General features: G+C 42.7%; 16 protein-coding genes. 13 read left to right on the plus strand and 3 right to left on the minus strand.

What is annotated here, in order from left to right; genetic code table 11:
* The first annotated feature begins 195 nt into the window (after positions 1 to 195).
* The 12 genes from ASD24_RS24745 (at position 196) to ASD24_RS24800 (ending at position 10,714) form a co-directional block, all read left to right on the plus strand.
* Entirely contained in the window at positions 196 to 657 is a 462-nt protein-coding gene (locus ASD24_RS24745) for a DUF6386 family protein (protein WP_056701622.1), read from the plus strand.
* 20 nt (positions 658 to 677) lie between these two features.
* Positions 678 to 1,325: an SMI1/KNR4 family protein gene (locus ASD24_RS24750; RefSeq protein WP_056701624.1), complete on the plus strand. Its 648-nt coding sequence runs from the start codon at positions 678 to 680 to the stop codon at positions 1,323 to 1,325.
* A gap of 49 nt (positions 1,326 to 1,374) precedes the next feature.
* Positions 1,375 to 1,701, plus strand: a complete 327-nt coding sequence (locus ASD24_RS24755; protein WP_056701626.1) for a hypothetical protein — start codon at positions 1,375 to 1,377, stop codon at positions 1,699 to 1,701.
* Positions 1,702 to 1,750: 49 nt separating this feature from the next.
* Entirely contained in the window at positions 1,751 to 2,152 is a 402-nt protein-coding gene (locus tag ASD24_RS24760) for a hypothetical protein (RefSeq protein WP_056701628.1), read from the plus strand.
* 188 nt (positions 2,153 to 2,340) lie between these two features.
* Complete coding sequence (locus tag ASD24_RS24765) at positions 2,341 to 2,889, plus strand: RNA polymerase sigma factor (protein ID WP_235540815.1); 549 nt, start codon at positions 2,341 to 2,343, stop codon at positions 2,887 to 2,889.
* A complete protein-coding gene (locus ASD24_RS24770) occupies positions 2,879 to 4,051 on the plus strand; it encodes a DUF4179 domain-containing protein (protein ID WP_056701630.1) in 1,173 nt (390 codons plus the stop codon). Before ASD24_RS24765 ends, ASD24_RS24770 begins: the two co-directional genes overlap by 11 nt.
* 206 nt (positions 4,052 to 4,257) lie before the next feature.
* Entirely contained in the window at positions 4,258 to 5,304 is a 1,047-nt protein-coding gene (locus ASD24_RS24775; RefSeq protein ID WP_056701632.1) for a pectate lyase family protein, read from the plus strand.
* Positions 5,305 to 5,604: 300 nt separating this feature from the next.
* Entirely contained in the window at positions 5,605 to 7,086 is a 1,482-nt protein-coding gene (locus ASD24_RS24780) for a methyl-accepting chemotaxis protein (protein ID WP_056701634.1), read from the plus strand.
* A 228-nt stretch (positions 7,087 to 7,314) separates the two neighbouring features.
* A complete protein-coding gene (locus ASD24_RS24785; protein ID WP_056701636.1) occupies positions 7,315 to 7,803 on the plus strand; it encodes an NUDIX hydrolase in 489 nt (162 codons plus the stop codon).
* 93 nt (positions 7,804 to 7,896) lie between these two features.
* Positions 7,897 to 8,967 carry a serine hydrolase domain-containing protein gene (locus ASD24_RS24790; RefSeq protein ID WP_056701637.1) on the plus strand — a complete coding sequence of 357 codons (1,071 nt, stop codon included), beginning with the start codon at positions 7,897 to 7,899 and terminating at the stop codon, positions 8,965 to 8,967.
* Between the two features lie 26 nt (positions 8,968 to 8,993).
* Positions 8,994 to 9,662: a cyanophycinase gene (locus ASD24_RS24795; RefSeq protein WP_056701640.1), complete on the plus strand. Its 669-nt coding sequence runs from the start codon at positions 8,994 to 8,996 to the stop codon at positions 9,660 to 9,662.
* Between the two features lie 179 nt (positions 9,663 to 9,841).
* Positions 9,842 to 10,714, plus strand: coding sequence for an AraC family transcriptional regulator (locus ASD24_RS24800; protein ID WP_082560547.1), 873 nt, complete (start codon positions 9,842 to 9,844; stop codon positions 10,712 to 10,714).
* A gap of 139 nt (positions 10,715 to 10,853) precedes the next feature.
* Here the strand turns inward: ASD24_RS24800 and ASD24_RS24805 are convergent, their stop codons facing one another.
* Positions 10,854 to 11,987 carry a hypothetical protein gene (locus ASD24_RS24805; protein ID WP_056701641.1) on the minus strand — a complete coding sequence of 378 codons (1,134 nt, stop codon included), beginning with the start codon at positions 11,985 to 11,987 and terminating at the stop codon, positions 10,854 to 10,856.
* A 134-nt stretch (positions 11,988 to 12,121) separates the two neighbouring features.
* Here ASD24_RS24805 and ASD24_RS24810 point away from each other — a divergent pair, with 134 nt between their 5' ends.
* Entirely contained in the window at positions 12,122 to 12,823 is a 702-nt protein-coding gene (locus ASD24_RS24810) for a DUF4274 domain-containing protein (protein WP_056701643.1), read from the plus strand.
* Positions 12,824 to 12,933: 110 nt separating this feature from the next.
* Here ASD24_RS24810 and ASD24_RS24815 read toward each other — a convergent pair whose 3' ends face one another.
* Complete coding sequence (locus tag ASD24_RS24815; protein ID WP_056701645.1) at positions 12,934 to 13,299, minus strand: VOC family protein; 366 nt, start codon at positions 13,297 to 13,299, stop codon at positions 12,934 to 12,936.
* Positions 13,300 to 13,454: 155 nt separating this feature from the next.
* On the minus strand, positions 13,455 to 15,101 hold the full coding sequence (locus ASD24_RS24820; protein WP_056701647.1) for an alkaline phosphatase: 1,647 nt from the start codon (positions 15,099 to 15,101) through the stop codon (positions 13,455 to 13,457).
* Between the last annotated feature and the right edge of the window lie 85 nt (positions 15,102 to 15,186).

Below are 15,186 nucleotides of genomic sequence, written 5' to 3' on the forward strand. Positions count from 1 at the left end.
AATAAATATACGCCATATCCTGATGAGTTCCGAGAGATGGTACAAGGGAAAGATCGTTCTCAAGTTCCTTTAACAGTTGAAGAGAGCTTGATATAATGCTGAACATAGTGTGCAAGAAACTCGTTGTATTTAAAAGAGTTGAATAACTACATAGAACACAAAATTCAGATGTGTTATAGAGAAGAGGGGCTTAACATGAGACAAGTACCATTTAGCTTTATTACAGACACGGCAACGATGTGTATATATGATTTGGATACGTTGAAACATCGTTTGCAGGATACAGTAGACTGGTGGTCGATCCCTGAGGATGAACTGGCCGAGGTTAATGCTGGACATTGTCTTTTTATTAATCTGGGTACAGATGGAGCATATGAAGTGGATTGGAGCCTGAACGCCTCCTTGTTAGAAGGTGAACGAATGGGTCAAGGGCAGATATACTATCTTAACGTGCCTACAGGCAAGATCTTCATGGGCGCGGCAGAGGATGTTACAGCGGACGAACTTGAGCCTGATGAGGCGTGTGAAGGCGTGCTACTGGAGATTGAACCAGGTAATTATGCTTGCACTATATGGAGGGAGAACAATCGTATCCATGTGACGATGGAGCCCAGCGCGAAGGGAAGCAACCATTTGGAGGATTTGATACGCATCTGAATGAAAAGGAGGAACTTTGGATGTACGAACAACAGCTAGCACGTATACAGGACAAGCTGCATGCACTGCGAAATGCGGATGTAGAGCTAAGCTTGTTCGGAGCGGAGAGTCATGAGTATGTGCTTGAGCCGGTATGGACGACCGAACAGATTAAGCAATTTGAACAGAAATGGAAGGTGCAACTGCCGAGGGATTATCAGGCTTTTTTGCTAACGGTGGGTGCAGGAGGCACAGGTCCTTATTATGGACTGGAGAAGCCCGAGGATGGTGTTTATGCGGTGCTGGGATATGATAATGAGTTAAATGCGATATCCGATCCTTGCACATTAACGGAAGCATGGAATTGGGATTATGACTGGTATGATGATAGCCGAACAGAAGAAGAGTGGAGCCGTCTTGAACATGAATACTATGATCCAAAGTGGTCTGCCGGGATGCTGCGTATCAGTGATTTTGGCTGTGGCGTTTCTATGAATCTGGTCGTCAAAGGTTCTTCCTACGGAGAGATCTGGGCAGATGATCGTGCCAATAGTAACGGAATCTATCCGGATCATTATATGGGAAATAAGGAACGACTTTGTTTCCTAGACTGGTATGAATTGTGGCTTGATCAGTCACTGCTTGAATGTGAGGAACAAGTAAGAGAATCATCGAATGAGCCTCGTTGAGCCGTAATCTTGGGAAAGAGGGATGTGAGTTAGAGAAAGGAGGCACGTAATGGGCTTAGAATATGGAATTAAAGTGGCACCTTCCACGAAGATTCCCGAAGTTATAGAACGACTCAGCAGTGTTATTATTGTGCATGAAAACTATAGCATAGAGCACACTCCAACAGGGTTTGCCATTGTACAGGATCATGCGGCTTGGCCGGAAGTGATGCAGTTGTCAATTGAACAAGCTGTTGGGCTTGAAGAAGTTGAGGATGGAATGCAATACATCTATTGTTTGTTCCATATTGGAGGCGAATTAACTTCCAATTGGTTAAGGCAGATGCAGACCGAGACAGAACGTATAGACGGATTGAGTGAATGGTTTGAATTCTAAAAAGATAGGTTATGCCAATACAGTCTGACTTATATGGAGGGGATAGGGAATGACAGGTACATCGAAGCCGGAAATCCCCGTCTTGATCTACCGTTATCAAGGGCCTCGTAGAAATATCGGATATACGTTATCACCCTTCTATCTGAAGGAGCAGCCGGATGTCTCTATGGATGACATGTTGTTTATCTATGCAGTGGATTTTGATTATATTCAGCCGTTCTTGGAGAAGCATTATCCCTTAATTGATGCACTTACCGGAGAGAGCATGGAAAAGTTCGACCCTTGCTGGGATAATCCCCTGATGAAGGAAGCATGGCTCATGATTTTGGAGGATCTAGAACAACATCCGGTAGAAGAGCTTGAATTGCGGTCATTTATCGAAAGATTCACGTTTTGGATCAGGAAACATGTACATCAAGCAGATGGTATCGAAGTGAGCGGAAATCTGTAAGATAGATGTTGTTGGTAACTTGTAATCAGATGAGGTTTCCACATGTTGCATTGTGCTGATTATGAAAGAGGCTTCTCCCATGGGGCTAACCCCATCTAAGGAGAGAGGCTTTTTTTGCTATAAAAAAACCGTTTGGGCAGTTCACCCGTCATTACATATAGAAAGAGAGAAAAGGAGGGGTTACGAGGTTGGGAACCAATGCTGAGATGAAAAAGATGGTTTTCATTCAGACGAACGATGAAACGGTGTTTGTTCAATCCATCATGGAGCATCAGGATACATTGTTCTCTATTGCCTACAGTTATCTGCGGAATCGTCATGATGCATTGGAAGCCATTCAGGAGATGACATGCCGGGCATGGATAAAACGCAGCTCTCTCAAAAACGACAAAGCGTTCAAATCCTGGATCATCCGTATTCTGATCTACATCTGCATTGATGAACAGAGACGTCGTAAGCGCACAACAGTGATTCCTAATGAAGAGCTGGATGATGCGTTTAACGGTGCTACCGTAGACGGAATCCAAGCCGATCAGCTCGCGATCCGTACCGTTCTGGAATCCATTAAACCGAAGTATCGTCATGTGTTGCTGCTGAAATATTATAACGATATGACCTTAATTGAAATTGCAGCGATTCTCGGTAAACCGGAAGGCACGATCAAGACATGGCAACACAAAGGGTTGGAACAGCTTCGTAAATTGATGAAAAACCGGGGGGATTGGCATGAATACTAGTCCAGAGGAAAAGGTACTAATCGCGGATGCTGCCCGGTTACAGCGGGATGTGCGACAGATGAATAAATCCGATACCACACATGCAATCCAGCGTGGACTCGCAAGGGCGCGCAGGACGAGGCGGCATGATCGAAGCCTGACAATGAAGTGGATTTCGTTGCTGCTTGTAGTGTTCATTGGAGGTGCTTGGCTGGTATCAGAATTCTACGAGCGCACACCCAAGCAACTAACAGCAGAAGAACAAGCATCATATTGGGAGCAGCTTGAGCCTTTTCGCACATTATTCCAAAGGGATATTGATCGGAGCACAATGGTATCTGCTATTAATAATGGCTATGTGCAGATGGTTGACCGGACTGTCGTATCAGACTCCTATGAGCTGACGGTGAATGCAGTTACGGCAGACAGGACCAGATTAATTGTGTTATACACAGGTAAGACGGATGCCACGCAAGATATTTACTCCGTGAACCAAGTGAAGGTTGTAAATGCGGAGACGAATCAATCTCTTGGATCAATGCAAGGCCTCAATGTACCGACAAACGAAAATACGATATATGGTCGGACGTACGTTATGTTGGATCCGAATGAACCGATGCCTGAGAAGATAACGATGACCTATCAAATTTCGTCCAATACTCCCAATGTTGAACAAGGTTCAGCTACAGTCAAAAGCGAGACGGCTCGATTTTCGGAGCAGATGAATATCTCATTTACATTGGATTCGAAATTCGTTGCAGCTAAGACAGATGTGATAAAGCCCAACTATTCATTTACATTGGAAGGTCATTCGTTTTTGTTATCTGAAATAGAGATGTCACCACTCTCAACAAAAGTCCTAATCCAAATGGAGAACAGTGAGAACATGGATGATGAAGAGAAACAATCCATGATGGATCTGATCAGAGGAGTCAATATAAGGTCTATAACAAAGGATGGCCAAATCACATTACTAGGTTCCTTCTCTAATTATTTCTCTGGAGACGCATTAGTATCTCTAGGATCGGATCGTGTCTCGGAAGATGGCATAATCTATATTCTAGGTAGTAATTTGTTGGATGACCCACAATCACTAACATTCAGGCTTCATTCTCAGCCGGGCAAAGTGTACGATTCAATGAATGAAGTGGAGAAGGATATGTTAGAGATCAAAATTAAATAGATGCGAAAATTCAATAGCGAGTAAAACTAGGGCGAAGCACTTTCTTTCTTCGGAGGAAACGGCTTCGTCTTTCTTCTATGTGCAGACCCAGTGCGTTGTTGCGAAATAAATAAAAATTTTATTTTTTGCATATTTTGTATTGTCACATGGCGGGTTACATTATATAATCGGCTTGTAAGAAAAATTTTACAAAGGATGGTGGAATTTTGAAGAAATTTTCAGCTCTTTTACTCGCGGTCACTTTGTTGTTGTTAACCGTCTCGGCAGCTCCTCCTACTACATATGGTGCGGCTAATTTCCCGAATACGGGAACGACTGGGTTGACGGGCTTTGCTGGTAATGCCAAGAGTGTGTCAGGTGTTTCCAAGTCTGCTATAACAGGTGGTAAGAATGGTCAGGTCATCTACATTAACAATCTGAACGATCTGAGAACTCATGCTGCGGATACTACGCCTAAAATTTTGGTCATTGAGAAAAATATCTCTTCATCCACCCTGCAAAAAGTCAACTTTGGTGCCAACAAAACCATTGTTGGTTCCTACGACAATCATAAGCTTATCAACATCAACTTCAGATCCACAGCTAGCTCAAGCAATGTGATTTTTCAAAATTTAAGATTTGAACACTCTGCCAATATTAATGCGAATGATGATATTCAACTATACATTACTTCAGGTAACAACTATTGGATTGATCATGTGACTTTTGCTGGACACAGCTATAGTTTCAACGGTAACGATCTGGACAAACTGCTCTACATTGGTGACCGTGCGGATTTTATCACGATCAGCAATTCTAAATTTTCCAATCATAAGTATGGCGTTATTCTAGGTCACCCTAATGATGGAAACAACAGCTACAATGGCGTTCCTCACATCACAATGTCCAACAATTACTTTGAAAATGTGTATGTACGTGGTCCGGGGCTATTCAGATATGGCTACTTCCATTTGAAAAACAACTATGCGAACAATTTCAATCAATCTATTACCATTGGTGAAAAGGCTCGTATTTATTCCGAAAATAATTATTTCGGTGCTGGTGCTGAAAAAGGCGGCATCCTCGATGATAAGGGCAAGGGGGAGTTCACGGATACAGGTAGCACACCTGCATTGAGCGCGAAAACTTCTCCAAAAACGAACTGGAGACCTAGCACGAACTACAGCTATGAAGTTCAATCTGCTAGCTATGCCAGAGAGTTTGTAACGAAATATGCAGGTTCATCGAATACCACTCTTGTATTCGGAAAATAGGAATTACTCAAGGAATAGACCCCTATCGGTGATAGGGGTCTATTCTTGTTTTATGTTAGGTGGCATGTCTCTAAATATCAAAAGTGTAATGAATATAAAATTTATATTTAATTTAAATTAATATATGCCGATATAATATTAGCGTGTATTGCTCTCAATAGATAGAATGCGTCAGATCCAAAGATAAATTAGTCTGTGAGTATGCATCTTTTTAAGAGTGAGGCACGAGAAAATGAAAGTGAAAGTACATATGAGTTTAAACGATGATTGTTCGATTTTAACTAAAAGGGCGGAGAATGAATGAATCGTTACGATGAAATTATGTGGAACAGAAACAAAATCATCACTATCATCTTATGGTGTGTAGTAGCACTAGGGTTTGCTATGCTCTTTATGCATCCGAAGTTAATTGTTTCGAACATTATCGCCATTTTGTTCGCATCATGGACAACTTACGCTAATGTGAAGAAAAAGCACATTCATCTCATTCCATGGATCATTACGATTCTTATAATTGGATGTGGGATTTATGGGGGATGGGGAAGTAACCAATCCATTATGACCATTTTGATCTCCTCCGTTTTACTATTGTATCCAGATAAGAAAATGTTCTTGATTGGCTTCTTAGTGATGTATGCGAATGATATTCTTAAGTTGTTCATTCTTCCAAGCACGACGGCAGAAGTTTTTAATAAAAATATGACCCAAGTCATTCTTGTCGGAGCAATTGGTGGAATTCTATTTTTGGTTGCACATATGTCTCAGAGGCTCTTCCGTGAAAGTGAGAAAAGATGGGCTGAGGTCGAGCAAACTCGTGTCAGGGTAGAAGCGATGCTAGAACGGGTTAAAGTTTCGGTTACAGGATTAACAAGTTTCACAGATCAATTGAAGCTCAAGGTTGACGAAACTGGTTCAATTATGAATGAAGTAACGATTGGATTCAGTGAAGTGGCAAAGGGTGTGGAGTTCCAAGCCACGAGTGTAGCGGCAATATCAGGCTCCTTGTCCCAATCTGATCAGCATATTCGAGACGTAGCGGTTAACTCGTCTAAAATGAAGGAACTATCTTCGCACATGACCCAAAGCACGCAAACAGGAAGTACTCAAATGGAGCAGTTAAACGTACAGATGCAGGGGATTTCTGATCAAATTAAGATCACTGCGGATGATATGGAACGATTCAATCAAGAGAGTGAGTCTATGACCATACTGCTGAGCAGCATCACGGAAATTGCTAGTCAGACGAATCTCCTTGCCCTTAATGCTGCTATTGAAGCGGCTCGTGCTGGAGAACAAGGTCGTGGTTTCGCCGTCGTTTCAGAGGAGGTTCGCAAGCTCGCCGAGCATTCTGGACAATCGGCCCAGGAAATTGCTATGGTGCTAGCCAGATTAAAAGAACAGACACAGGTTCTGACTGATCGTTTCGTAAATATCCGTAAGTCACTGTCGAAAGGCCAGGAAACTGTAGAAACCGCTGAAGATGTATTCCGTACGATTAATGGCAATTCTCAGCATGTCTTGAATCAAGCGATGGACATTGAAGGCAGTTCGGCGACCATGAAAGATGCTTCAACCAAAGTAGTTAATGAAGTCGCTGAAATATCTAGCGTGACGGAGCAATCCAGTACAGCGGCAGAAGAGATTCTAGCAAGTATGGAGGAGCAGCGCAATCTTACGCAGAACATTGTGAATAGCTTTGATGAGTTAGAATTACTAATCAGAAGTTTGAATGAATTGGTAGCGGATGATGAGAGCTCATCGGGGACTGTTCCAAGTGAATAATCAGCAGAAGTTTGAAGAAGCATAATCCGAGGTAAAATAGAGCCTGTCCTAACGTGTTAATGTAAAAGGATAGGCTCTTTTGGTTTTATTTATAGCTTTTTCTGTACTTAGGCAAAATCTCGTTTCTTACGGAAAGATAAATGTCGACAACTTGTATAAATGCGTAAAGGAAAGTATGATGATTGTGTGGAATAATTATACAAATTCATCTTATTTGGAGGTTATAGAATGGTGTTTCCGACACATATTGTATCGGCAGGTGGAATTGTAGAAGATGGAACTGGAAATATCCTTTTAGTAAAAGCGCATGACGATGGTTGGGTGTATCCTGGTGGGATAACTGAAATAGGGGAAAACCTGATTGATGGTGTCATTCGCGAAATCAAAGAGGAAAGTGGAATAGATGCCACAGTAAGTCATTTAATAAGTGTTGTTTCAAATACAGCGATCCATAAGTGGTATGACGGTGAGACTGATGTCCCTACAAAGGTCATGTTTGATTTCGTGTGTAAAGCTGTGGGGGGAGAGTTAGCTACTTCTAATGAAACGAGCGAGTGTAGGTGGGTTCCCAAGGGAAATGTTCTGGATTGGATTACTTTACCTGGAATTCGTAAGCGTTATGAAGCTTATTTGAACTTTAATGGTTCTGTGAATTATATGGAGTACGTGACTGCGTCAACCACAGAATTTAATGTCAAGCTTCAAAGGAATGTGTAGCTCTAAGATGGATCGTTGTTTGTACTAAAGGAAAACGTGATTGCAACATTTGGGTAAGGTAAGCTCATGAAATTAAAAGGAGTTAATTTTACTATGAAGGATTTACATAACTTTGTTTCAGCTTACACCCATGATAAGAAGCATTTACATCTTGCGATCGGGATGATTAGAGAGGACGATATTGAATACTTTTCGTATAGTAATGATAATAAGAAAAGTATGATTCCTGCTGAGAATAGGTTATTTGAAATCGGTTCCATAACCAAAGTTTTTACATCCATGCTTTTATTAGCAATAGAGCAGGAAAAACTGCTTTCCTCGGATGACATGGTTGGTAAGTTCGTGCCAAATATTAAAAACGACTATTTAAATAAGATTGCCTTGAAAAATCTTGCTACTCATACCTCAGGCTTACCTGCATTGGCAACAAACCATAATTTAGCTAAAAAAAGATCAAATCCGTATTCAATGTATACCGAGCAAGATTTAACTGCTTTTTTATCTAATGCGGATTACACGGATAGCATTGGTTCATTTGGATATTCCAATATCGGTGTGGCTATACTGGGAAACATTCTATGTAAGGTGTCAGGAAGTACGTATGACGAACTGTTAAAAAAATATATAACGAGTCCATTACAGATGAATGAGACAGCCGTTATGCTTGATTCAGAACAGAATGGCAGGTTTTTGAATGGACATGCTTCAACTGGCAGAAGAGTCCCTCATTGGGATCTTTCTATACATGAAGGAGCTGGGGGAATCAAGTCATCTGTTCGCGATTTGAGTTTATTTGTCCAAGCCAATCTGAGCGATGCTAATCCGATTGCTTCTATACTAGCAAAAAGTCATCTTCCGATGTCGATCGGAAATTCCAACCTTTATTTTGGCTGGGGCGGGGATGAAATTCTAGATAAAGATATCCTCTGGCATAACGGGGGGTCAGCTGGTTTTAATAGTTATCTAGCTTTCAACAAGGAACTCCGTGTAGGGATTGTATTACTGTCCAATTATTCTTTTTTCTCAAACGTGCTTATCGATCATTATGTTGCTCAATTAAAGAAATGGATTACTAGAAAAGAGCCTGCTCATGGAACTATGATAGACTCTGTAGGTAGAAAAATACTCGAAGCAATGCTAAGTAATGAGGAGTCATTAAAATAATAATACATATATGGAGGTAATTAAGTTTGAATACTCACTACTATTTCAGTTGGTTTAACCATTATTTCCCAGAGAAGCTGGTCAAATTATTGCATGAGGACATCACAGACAGACAATCGCTTGTTATGATTAGCGCTGATCCTTCTAATTATGAAGATGAGCAGGTTAACTTTGATGATATTTCGGAATGGACATGGTTGAAGCAGGCTGACATTATGTTCGATGAATATCATTTCGTTGATTACCGTATGCCGAAGGAAGATGCCCAGCGTTTCATTCAGAACGCTTCTGTCATTTTTTGTTGCGGTGGATATCCTGTTTTGCAGCACGATTTTTTGGTGGATTATGAATTAACGGATGTTATTAAGAACAGCAATGCTGTTATCATGGGTGCCAGCGCTGGCTCGTTAAACATGGCTGCCAAATGGTTAAACTTGACCAACACTGGCAACGAAATTGAAACAAGTACGATTTATGATGGAATTGGCTTTGATCATTTTGCCTACGAATCTCACTCTCAACGCGACTACGCCACGTTTGTTCAAGGGTACCTGTTCCCCTTGTCTGAGAAAATGGATGTTTATGCGGCAGAACAGGAGAGCGCTATGCGTGTGAAGGACGGCAAAATAGAAACATTGGGGCCTATCTATTTAATTTCCGACTCAAAGATTCAGAAATTGGCTGAGACGCTCTAATTAGGGTGAGTGCTGTGGCTTGTGACCTGACAGAATGAAATACTGCCTTCAATGGCGGTATTTCTATGCTCGGAGGATTTTGACTGCTCATTTTATAGACAAAATAGAGCATTTCTAAACAAGAAGGTGTTCGGTGATTCTTTTACACTGTAGAAGAAAGGAGACGAGAGACCTTGGAGATGCTTAAACTGCTACGCCAATCTATTGATTATGTGGAACAACATCTACACTTGCCGATTGAGATTGAAGACATTGCTAGATCCGCCATGAGTTCGAAATATCATTTTCAGCGAATGTTTCACGCAGTAACTGGTGTTACCGTGACCCAATATGTGAGAAATAGAAGGCTTACGCTTGCGGCGCAGGAGCTAGCAGGGACGGATCGTAAAGTCATTGATGTCGCGCTTAAGTACGGTTACGACAGTCCTTCGGCGTTTACAAAAGCATTTCAAAGAATGCATGGGGTAACACCTCTTGAGGCAAAGAAAATGAATGTGAAACTTAAAGCATTTCCTCGAATCTCCTTTCAAATTCAGGTTAAAGGGGAAACGGAAATGAATTATCGAATTGTTGAGGAAATGGGATCAACCGTTATTGGGATAAGTATTACGATCCACAAGGATGCGTACAGCGAGATACCCGTATTTGTGGAGGGAATTTGGAGCAATGGTATCCATGATCAGATTAACGGTTTGATAGGGAAACCGGCGGGATCACTGCTGTATGGTTATCATTTTGACTTCGATGAGGATGGTTCAAAGCGCTACTTAATGGGAGCAAAACTACCGGAAGGAAAACAGGTTCCGGATGAATTAATGGTCCTACATGTTCCTGATCAAACTTATGCGGTATTTGACAGCCGTGAGACGATTCCGGACGGTGTGGACATCGGATTGGGTATTCTGGATGTCTGGAAACGTATCTATTCTGAGTGGTTCCCCTCTACAAGTTTTGAACAAGTAGAAGGGCCATGTTTAGAGAAGTATTATTGGGTTGATGATTCACATCAAGAATCAATCTGTGAGGTATGGATTCCGGTTAGTAAAAAGTAGAAATGGTTTTATCGCAGTTCTTGGTCACCATAAGGTGGCCATTTTTTAATTAAATACGATTATGAAAGGCAGGATAATTTAGTTACCATACACAAAACCATACGTTCGTGAATACGAATTGAAGGATTCAAATTAATATCTACGCCGAATTCGAATCATATTCACAAGCGAGTAACTGATGTGGTGCATCTGTAGACAGCCCGATAAAAAGTTTGGCTTGGTGATGATACAACTGTGGATGAACTTCTGTCGTGGTGGCATCACAAGTCAGGGTAGAGCAATTCCATACGTGCAGATCGAGCCCATATCTCCATGTAAAAAGTTTATCTTGATCTGCGGCCATACCCGCTTGAGCATGGGGGAAGACACCTTCTACCAGACTCGTTGTGCTGAAGGCAGGCACAGAAGTGATGACGCCCATTCGCTCACCTGTCTGTACATTAAATAAAATAATGGCGGGTGACACGCCTTCTTCCTGCCAATCTTCTTCATCAACCATTTCTTCGTCTACTTGACCCCAGATTGCTATAGTATCGGGGGAAATCCAGGCAGAAGGCAGATCCCAATCCATGGTTTGCCATAGGTTATGGATCGATGATCCGTTTTCGGATTCCCATGCATGATTTAACCAGTTTTCCAAACTCCAAGTACGCGTAATACCTAAAGGCGCCCATACCCATCCACTATCTACAATCCATTTCTGATCAGGCGATACACTTAATTTGCCGTGAAAATAATTGAGATAATGTTCACTTGTATCCGGCTCGTCCGTATTCTGATTCGAATCATTATTGTACGCTGGAGTGGGTCTACCTGTAAGGGAGGTACCACGGAGAACATCGGTTAGATCTAACCGATTCCACTCTGTGCCGTGGACTAAGATCAAACGCTGATCTATATATGCAAAGCTCAGTGGGTATGTAGAGACATCATAATGATAGTCGTCTCGCGATAATTGCAGGATTTCTTTTCCCGTTAATAGGTTATATACAGCCGCACGCTGGCCATAGATATTAGATACTGCAGCGACAGATCCATCTGGGCTAGTCACGATCTGAACAGGATGAAGTAAATTCATCTCAGGGATGTTCGTTTGCAGAATTCGTTCGGTTACTCCGGTATGTAAGTTGAGCTTCCATAACTCCGCATGTTCATTCAAGGCAAGCACCATGATTCGCTCTGGGTTGGGAAATTCCTCGGTTAGTTCTTGGATAGCTATTAATGTTCCAGGTGAGGGATGAAGCTCAGGAAGTGGAACGGAATAAAATGACATGATGCACCTCCGAGACAAGAGTTTTACAAGATTTGTACACGGTATTCAAGATTCAATATAATAGGGAGAAGAATATTTTGTCAAAAGCTTAACAGTATACATAGGATCAGAGGAATAGGAGGCAGGGGAACCTGATGAATTGGGTGGAAATTAGCAAAATAAAAGATGTGAATCAAATTCGGGAAGCAGTCCAAGGTTTGAATATCAATGATAGAGATGAGCGGGGGCGGACACCGTTGATGCTCTGCTTAACTGCGCGCATGCCTGTTGAAGGTATACGCTGCTTATTAGAACAGAGTCCAGACCTAGAGATCGAAGATAAGCTTGGGGATACCGCACTCAAAAAGGCGATACGATTCAAGCAGGTGGAAGCCATTTCGCTTCTACTTGAATTTGGAGCCAAGCTAGATTCTCCACAGGGCATTCTAGGCACGGCATGGAACGCTGCACGGTCTAATCCAAACATCGCTGATCTGTTACTAGATACACCAGGTGCAGTCCGGTTGAAGTTAACCGATGACGAGCAGAGCAAGGTAGATGCTATTGTATATGAAGAATCGATCGAGCAGGCCATCGTCAAGATTCGTGAGCTGGATTCCGCAGTGCTGATACATGCCGTTGTTAGCGAATATAACTGGGATGATGGACCTGAGCCGATGCTGGCTGTTTGTGAACATCCGGCATGTGCACAGATAACACAACTGGATATGCTAGAGTTAATGGAAGCAGACTACTGGCTTGAAATGGATGAGGAAGAGGTGCGTCAGCGCGTTGACGGGCCTGCTTACCGCCGGCTCGCAGAGCAATTGTATGATAGACAGTCCAGAAGGAGTTGAGCAATAATGGACTCTCGTATCGAGAAAGCCATAGTAGAACAGTTGCAGCAGGAATTACAGCATTTTTTCATCAATCCAGAGCATATAGGCCTGCAACCGCAGATGTCTAATCATATATGTTCAGCGAGCTGTACCTCGAATCCGTCTGGGTCAGTAATGTAAATAAAGCGCAGATGAGGATTGGGCTGAATTGGGCCGCGGACAATCGGAATATCCAGCGCTTTCAGTTGCTCTATCGCTTCCTCTAGGGAATTCACTTCATACCCAATCGATATGCCAGCCTCCGGTTTAAGGATGGATTCGCTGCCCTCAATCAGTTCTAGCTTTGTTTCATTTGCTATGCCAAGCATAGCAATCTGTCGTCCGCGACTCTCGAATCTGCGCTGAATCGGAAGCCCTAGCTTTCCGTTGTAAAACGCAAGCGAGTTCTCTAAGTTGCTCACACGCAGGGTGATCCAGTTTAGTTTAATTAACATGGGAGAATCTCTCCTTTTTACGTCATATGTAAAAACAATATGTTTATTATACGGCAAAGATAAGCCAAGCAGATATACTTTACAAGTATATTTTAGAGATTGAAAGAGCCCGCACATTATTGTGCGGACTCATTTGGCGTTTTAATCCAATGCTTTTATTGAATCAGATCAACAGCCATCTGTGGTACAAATGCATCAACGCCGTTATACACGATCACACCGTCAAGCATTGTTTTATTGCCATTTACAAGAGCGATGTTTTTGTAGATTTGCAGTTCCAGCTTGGTGCTACCTTTTGTAACAAGGATTTTAGGGTTCTTCGCATCCGTTAGATCCAGCTTGTACGTTGCACCTTTAGCTGCAAATGCTTGCTTTGCAGGTACAAATAGCTGTTTGCTCACGCTGTCCAGATCAAGGTTAAGCACACGCGCCATATATTTAGCTACATCGGTGTTGTCGATCACGCCAAATGGACGGTCATTGTTTGGAGCATACGTGTAGAGCACCACATCTCCACCCGTGTGGCCACCAGATGTCCAGCCAATTCCCGCACGTTTACTGATCATTGGTCCAACCACATAATTGAGGGTGCCTGGCTTCGCTTCTTTGATTGCTTTCACTTCTTCTGAAGTCAGGTCGGAGATGCCATAGTATTGTTTCATCACGGCTTTGATGTTTGTGCGCTGAGCGTTCAGCTTCGCTTCAACACCCTCACCTGTTAGCTTAGCCTTTTTCAAAGGACCGATAAATGTGGACAAAGGCTCTTCGTCGTACGTACCTGTTGTTAAATTGTTACCAATGGTAAGTCCGCCGTTACCATGGTCTGTTACTGCAACAACAACGGTTTCTTGGTTGGATTTGGCAAAGTCCATAGCCGTTTTGACTGCATCATCAAAGGCAAGGACATCACTAATGATACCGATTGGATCATTGGCATGTGCTGCCCAGTCTACTTTACTACCTTCAACCATGAGGAAGAAGCCATCCTCATCTTTGGAAAGAACATCAATTGCTTTGGAAGTCATTTCTGCAAGGCTTGGTTGTTTGGCTGGATCACGATCCATATTATAAGACATACCTGCAGGTGCAAACATACCCCACAGCTTGTTCGAGTTAGATGCTTTCATTGCTTCAGGCGTAGTTACATAATCATATCCCAGCGCTTTAATGGAGGAGACAAGATTCTCGCCATCTTTACGACCAGCAGGCTCAAGATAGCGGCTACCGCCACCGAGTACAACGTCCATACCATTGTAAACTTGTTGTTTGCTCAGAGCGTCGTAGTTTTTGCGGTCTGGATAATGAGCCGAGAAGTCAGCTGGCGTAGCATGCATAATCTCAGAAGTAGAGATGATTCCTGTTGCTTTACCCGCAAGTCGGGATGCTTCAAGAATGGAGGCTATCGGCTTCTTGGCATCACCTGGTGCAATTGCTTTCTGTCCAGGCATGGTCGCTTTATCTGGCAGGACGCCAACGTAACCCGTGTGAGATTTGTAGCCTGTTGCAAAAGCTGTTCCTGCTGGCGCCGAGTCCGCAATCGGCGCATCCGCGGAGTGAGTACGTACCAGACCACTTGCCATAGAATCCAGTGTAAGAGATGAACCCTTGTACCAGCGAGCAAGAGCGGTAGCGTCATTAGCCATTCCGTCTGGGATCAGGATAATCACATTTTTGATTGGGGATGCACTGGACGTGCTATCCTCCACAGCCCAAGCGGCACTGCTTCCACCCAGGGTAGCGGTTACAATCGTAGTCACCGCGAGCATCATTTTTGCTGCACGAGCGTTAAAGCGAGTTAACATGAACACAGCCTCCTATAAGATATGTATAGTTTGGTATCCAGAACCAAGTGTAATCAATGAATGATAAATGAGCGTCACCTGTAGA

Origin of the sequence: Paenibacillus sp. Root52 (assembly GCF_001426865.1) — a bacterium.
Taxonomy (GTDB): Bacteria; Bacillota; Bacilli; order Paenibacillales; family Paenibacillaceae; genus Paenibacillus.

Bases quoted from the DNA above. Each gene is read 5' to 3' on its own strand.
- ASD24_RS24745 (WP_056701622.1), top strand. From the start codon at position 196: ATGAGACAAGTACCATTTAGCTTTATTACAGACACGGCAACGATGTGT.
- ASD24_RS24750 (WP_056701624.1), top strand. From the start codon at position 678: ATGTACGAACAACAGCTAGCACGTATACAGGACAAGCTGCATGCACTG.
- ASD24_RS24755 (WP_056701626.1), top strand. From the start codon at position 1,375: ATGGGCTTAGAATATGGAATTAAAGTGGCACCTTCCACGAAGATTCCC.
- ASD24_RS24760 (WP_056701628.1), top strand. From the start codon at position 1,751: ATGACAGGTACATCGAAGCCGGAAATCCCCGTCTTGATCTACCGTTAT.
- ASD24_RS24770 (WP_056701630.1), top strand. From the start codon at position 2,879: ATGAATACTAGTCCAGAGGAAAAGGTACTAATCGCGGATGCTGCCCGG.
- ASD24_RS24780 (WP_056701634.1), top strand. From the start codon at position 5,605: ATGAATCGTTACGATGAAATTATGTGGAACAGAAACAAAATCATCACT.
- ASD24_RS24785 (WP_056701636.1), top strand. From the start codon at position 7,315: ATGGTGTTTCCGACACATATTGTATCGGCAGGTGGAATTGTAGAAGAT.
- ASD24_RS24790 (WP_056701637.1), top strand. From the start codon at position 7,897: ATGAAGGATTTACATAACTTTGTTTCAGCTTACACCCATGATAAGAAG.
- ASD24_RS24800 (WP_082560547.1), top strand. From the start codon at position 9,842: ATGCTTAAACTGCTACGCCAATCTATTGATTATGTGGAACAACATCTA.
- ASD24_RS24805 (WP_056701641.1), bottom strand. From the start codon at position 11,987: ATGTCATTTTATTCCGTTCCACTTCCTGAGCTTCATCCCTCACCTGGA.
- ASD24_RS24810 (WP_056701643.1), top strand. From the start codon at position 12,122: ATGAATTGGGTGGAAATTAGCAAAATAAAAGATGTGAATCAAATTCGG.
- ASD24_RS24815 (WP_056701645.1), bottom strand. From the start codon at position 13,299: ATGTTAATTAAACTAAACTGGATCACCCTGCGTGTGAGCAACTTAGAG.
- ASD24_RS24820 (WP_056701647.1), bottom strand. From the start codon at position 15,101: ATGTTAACTCGCTTTAACGCTCGTGCAGCAAAAATGATGCTCGCGGTG.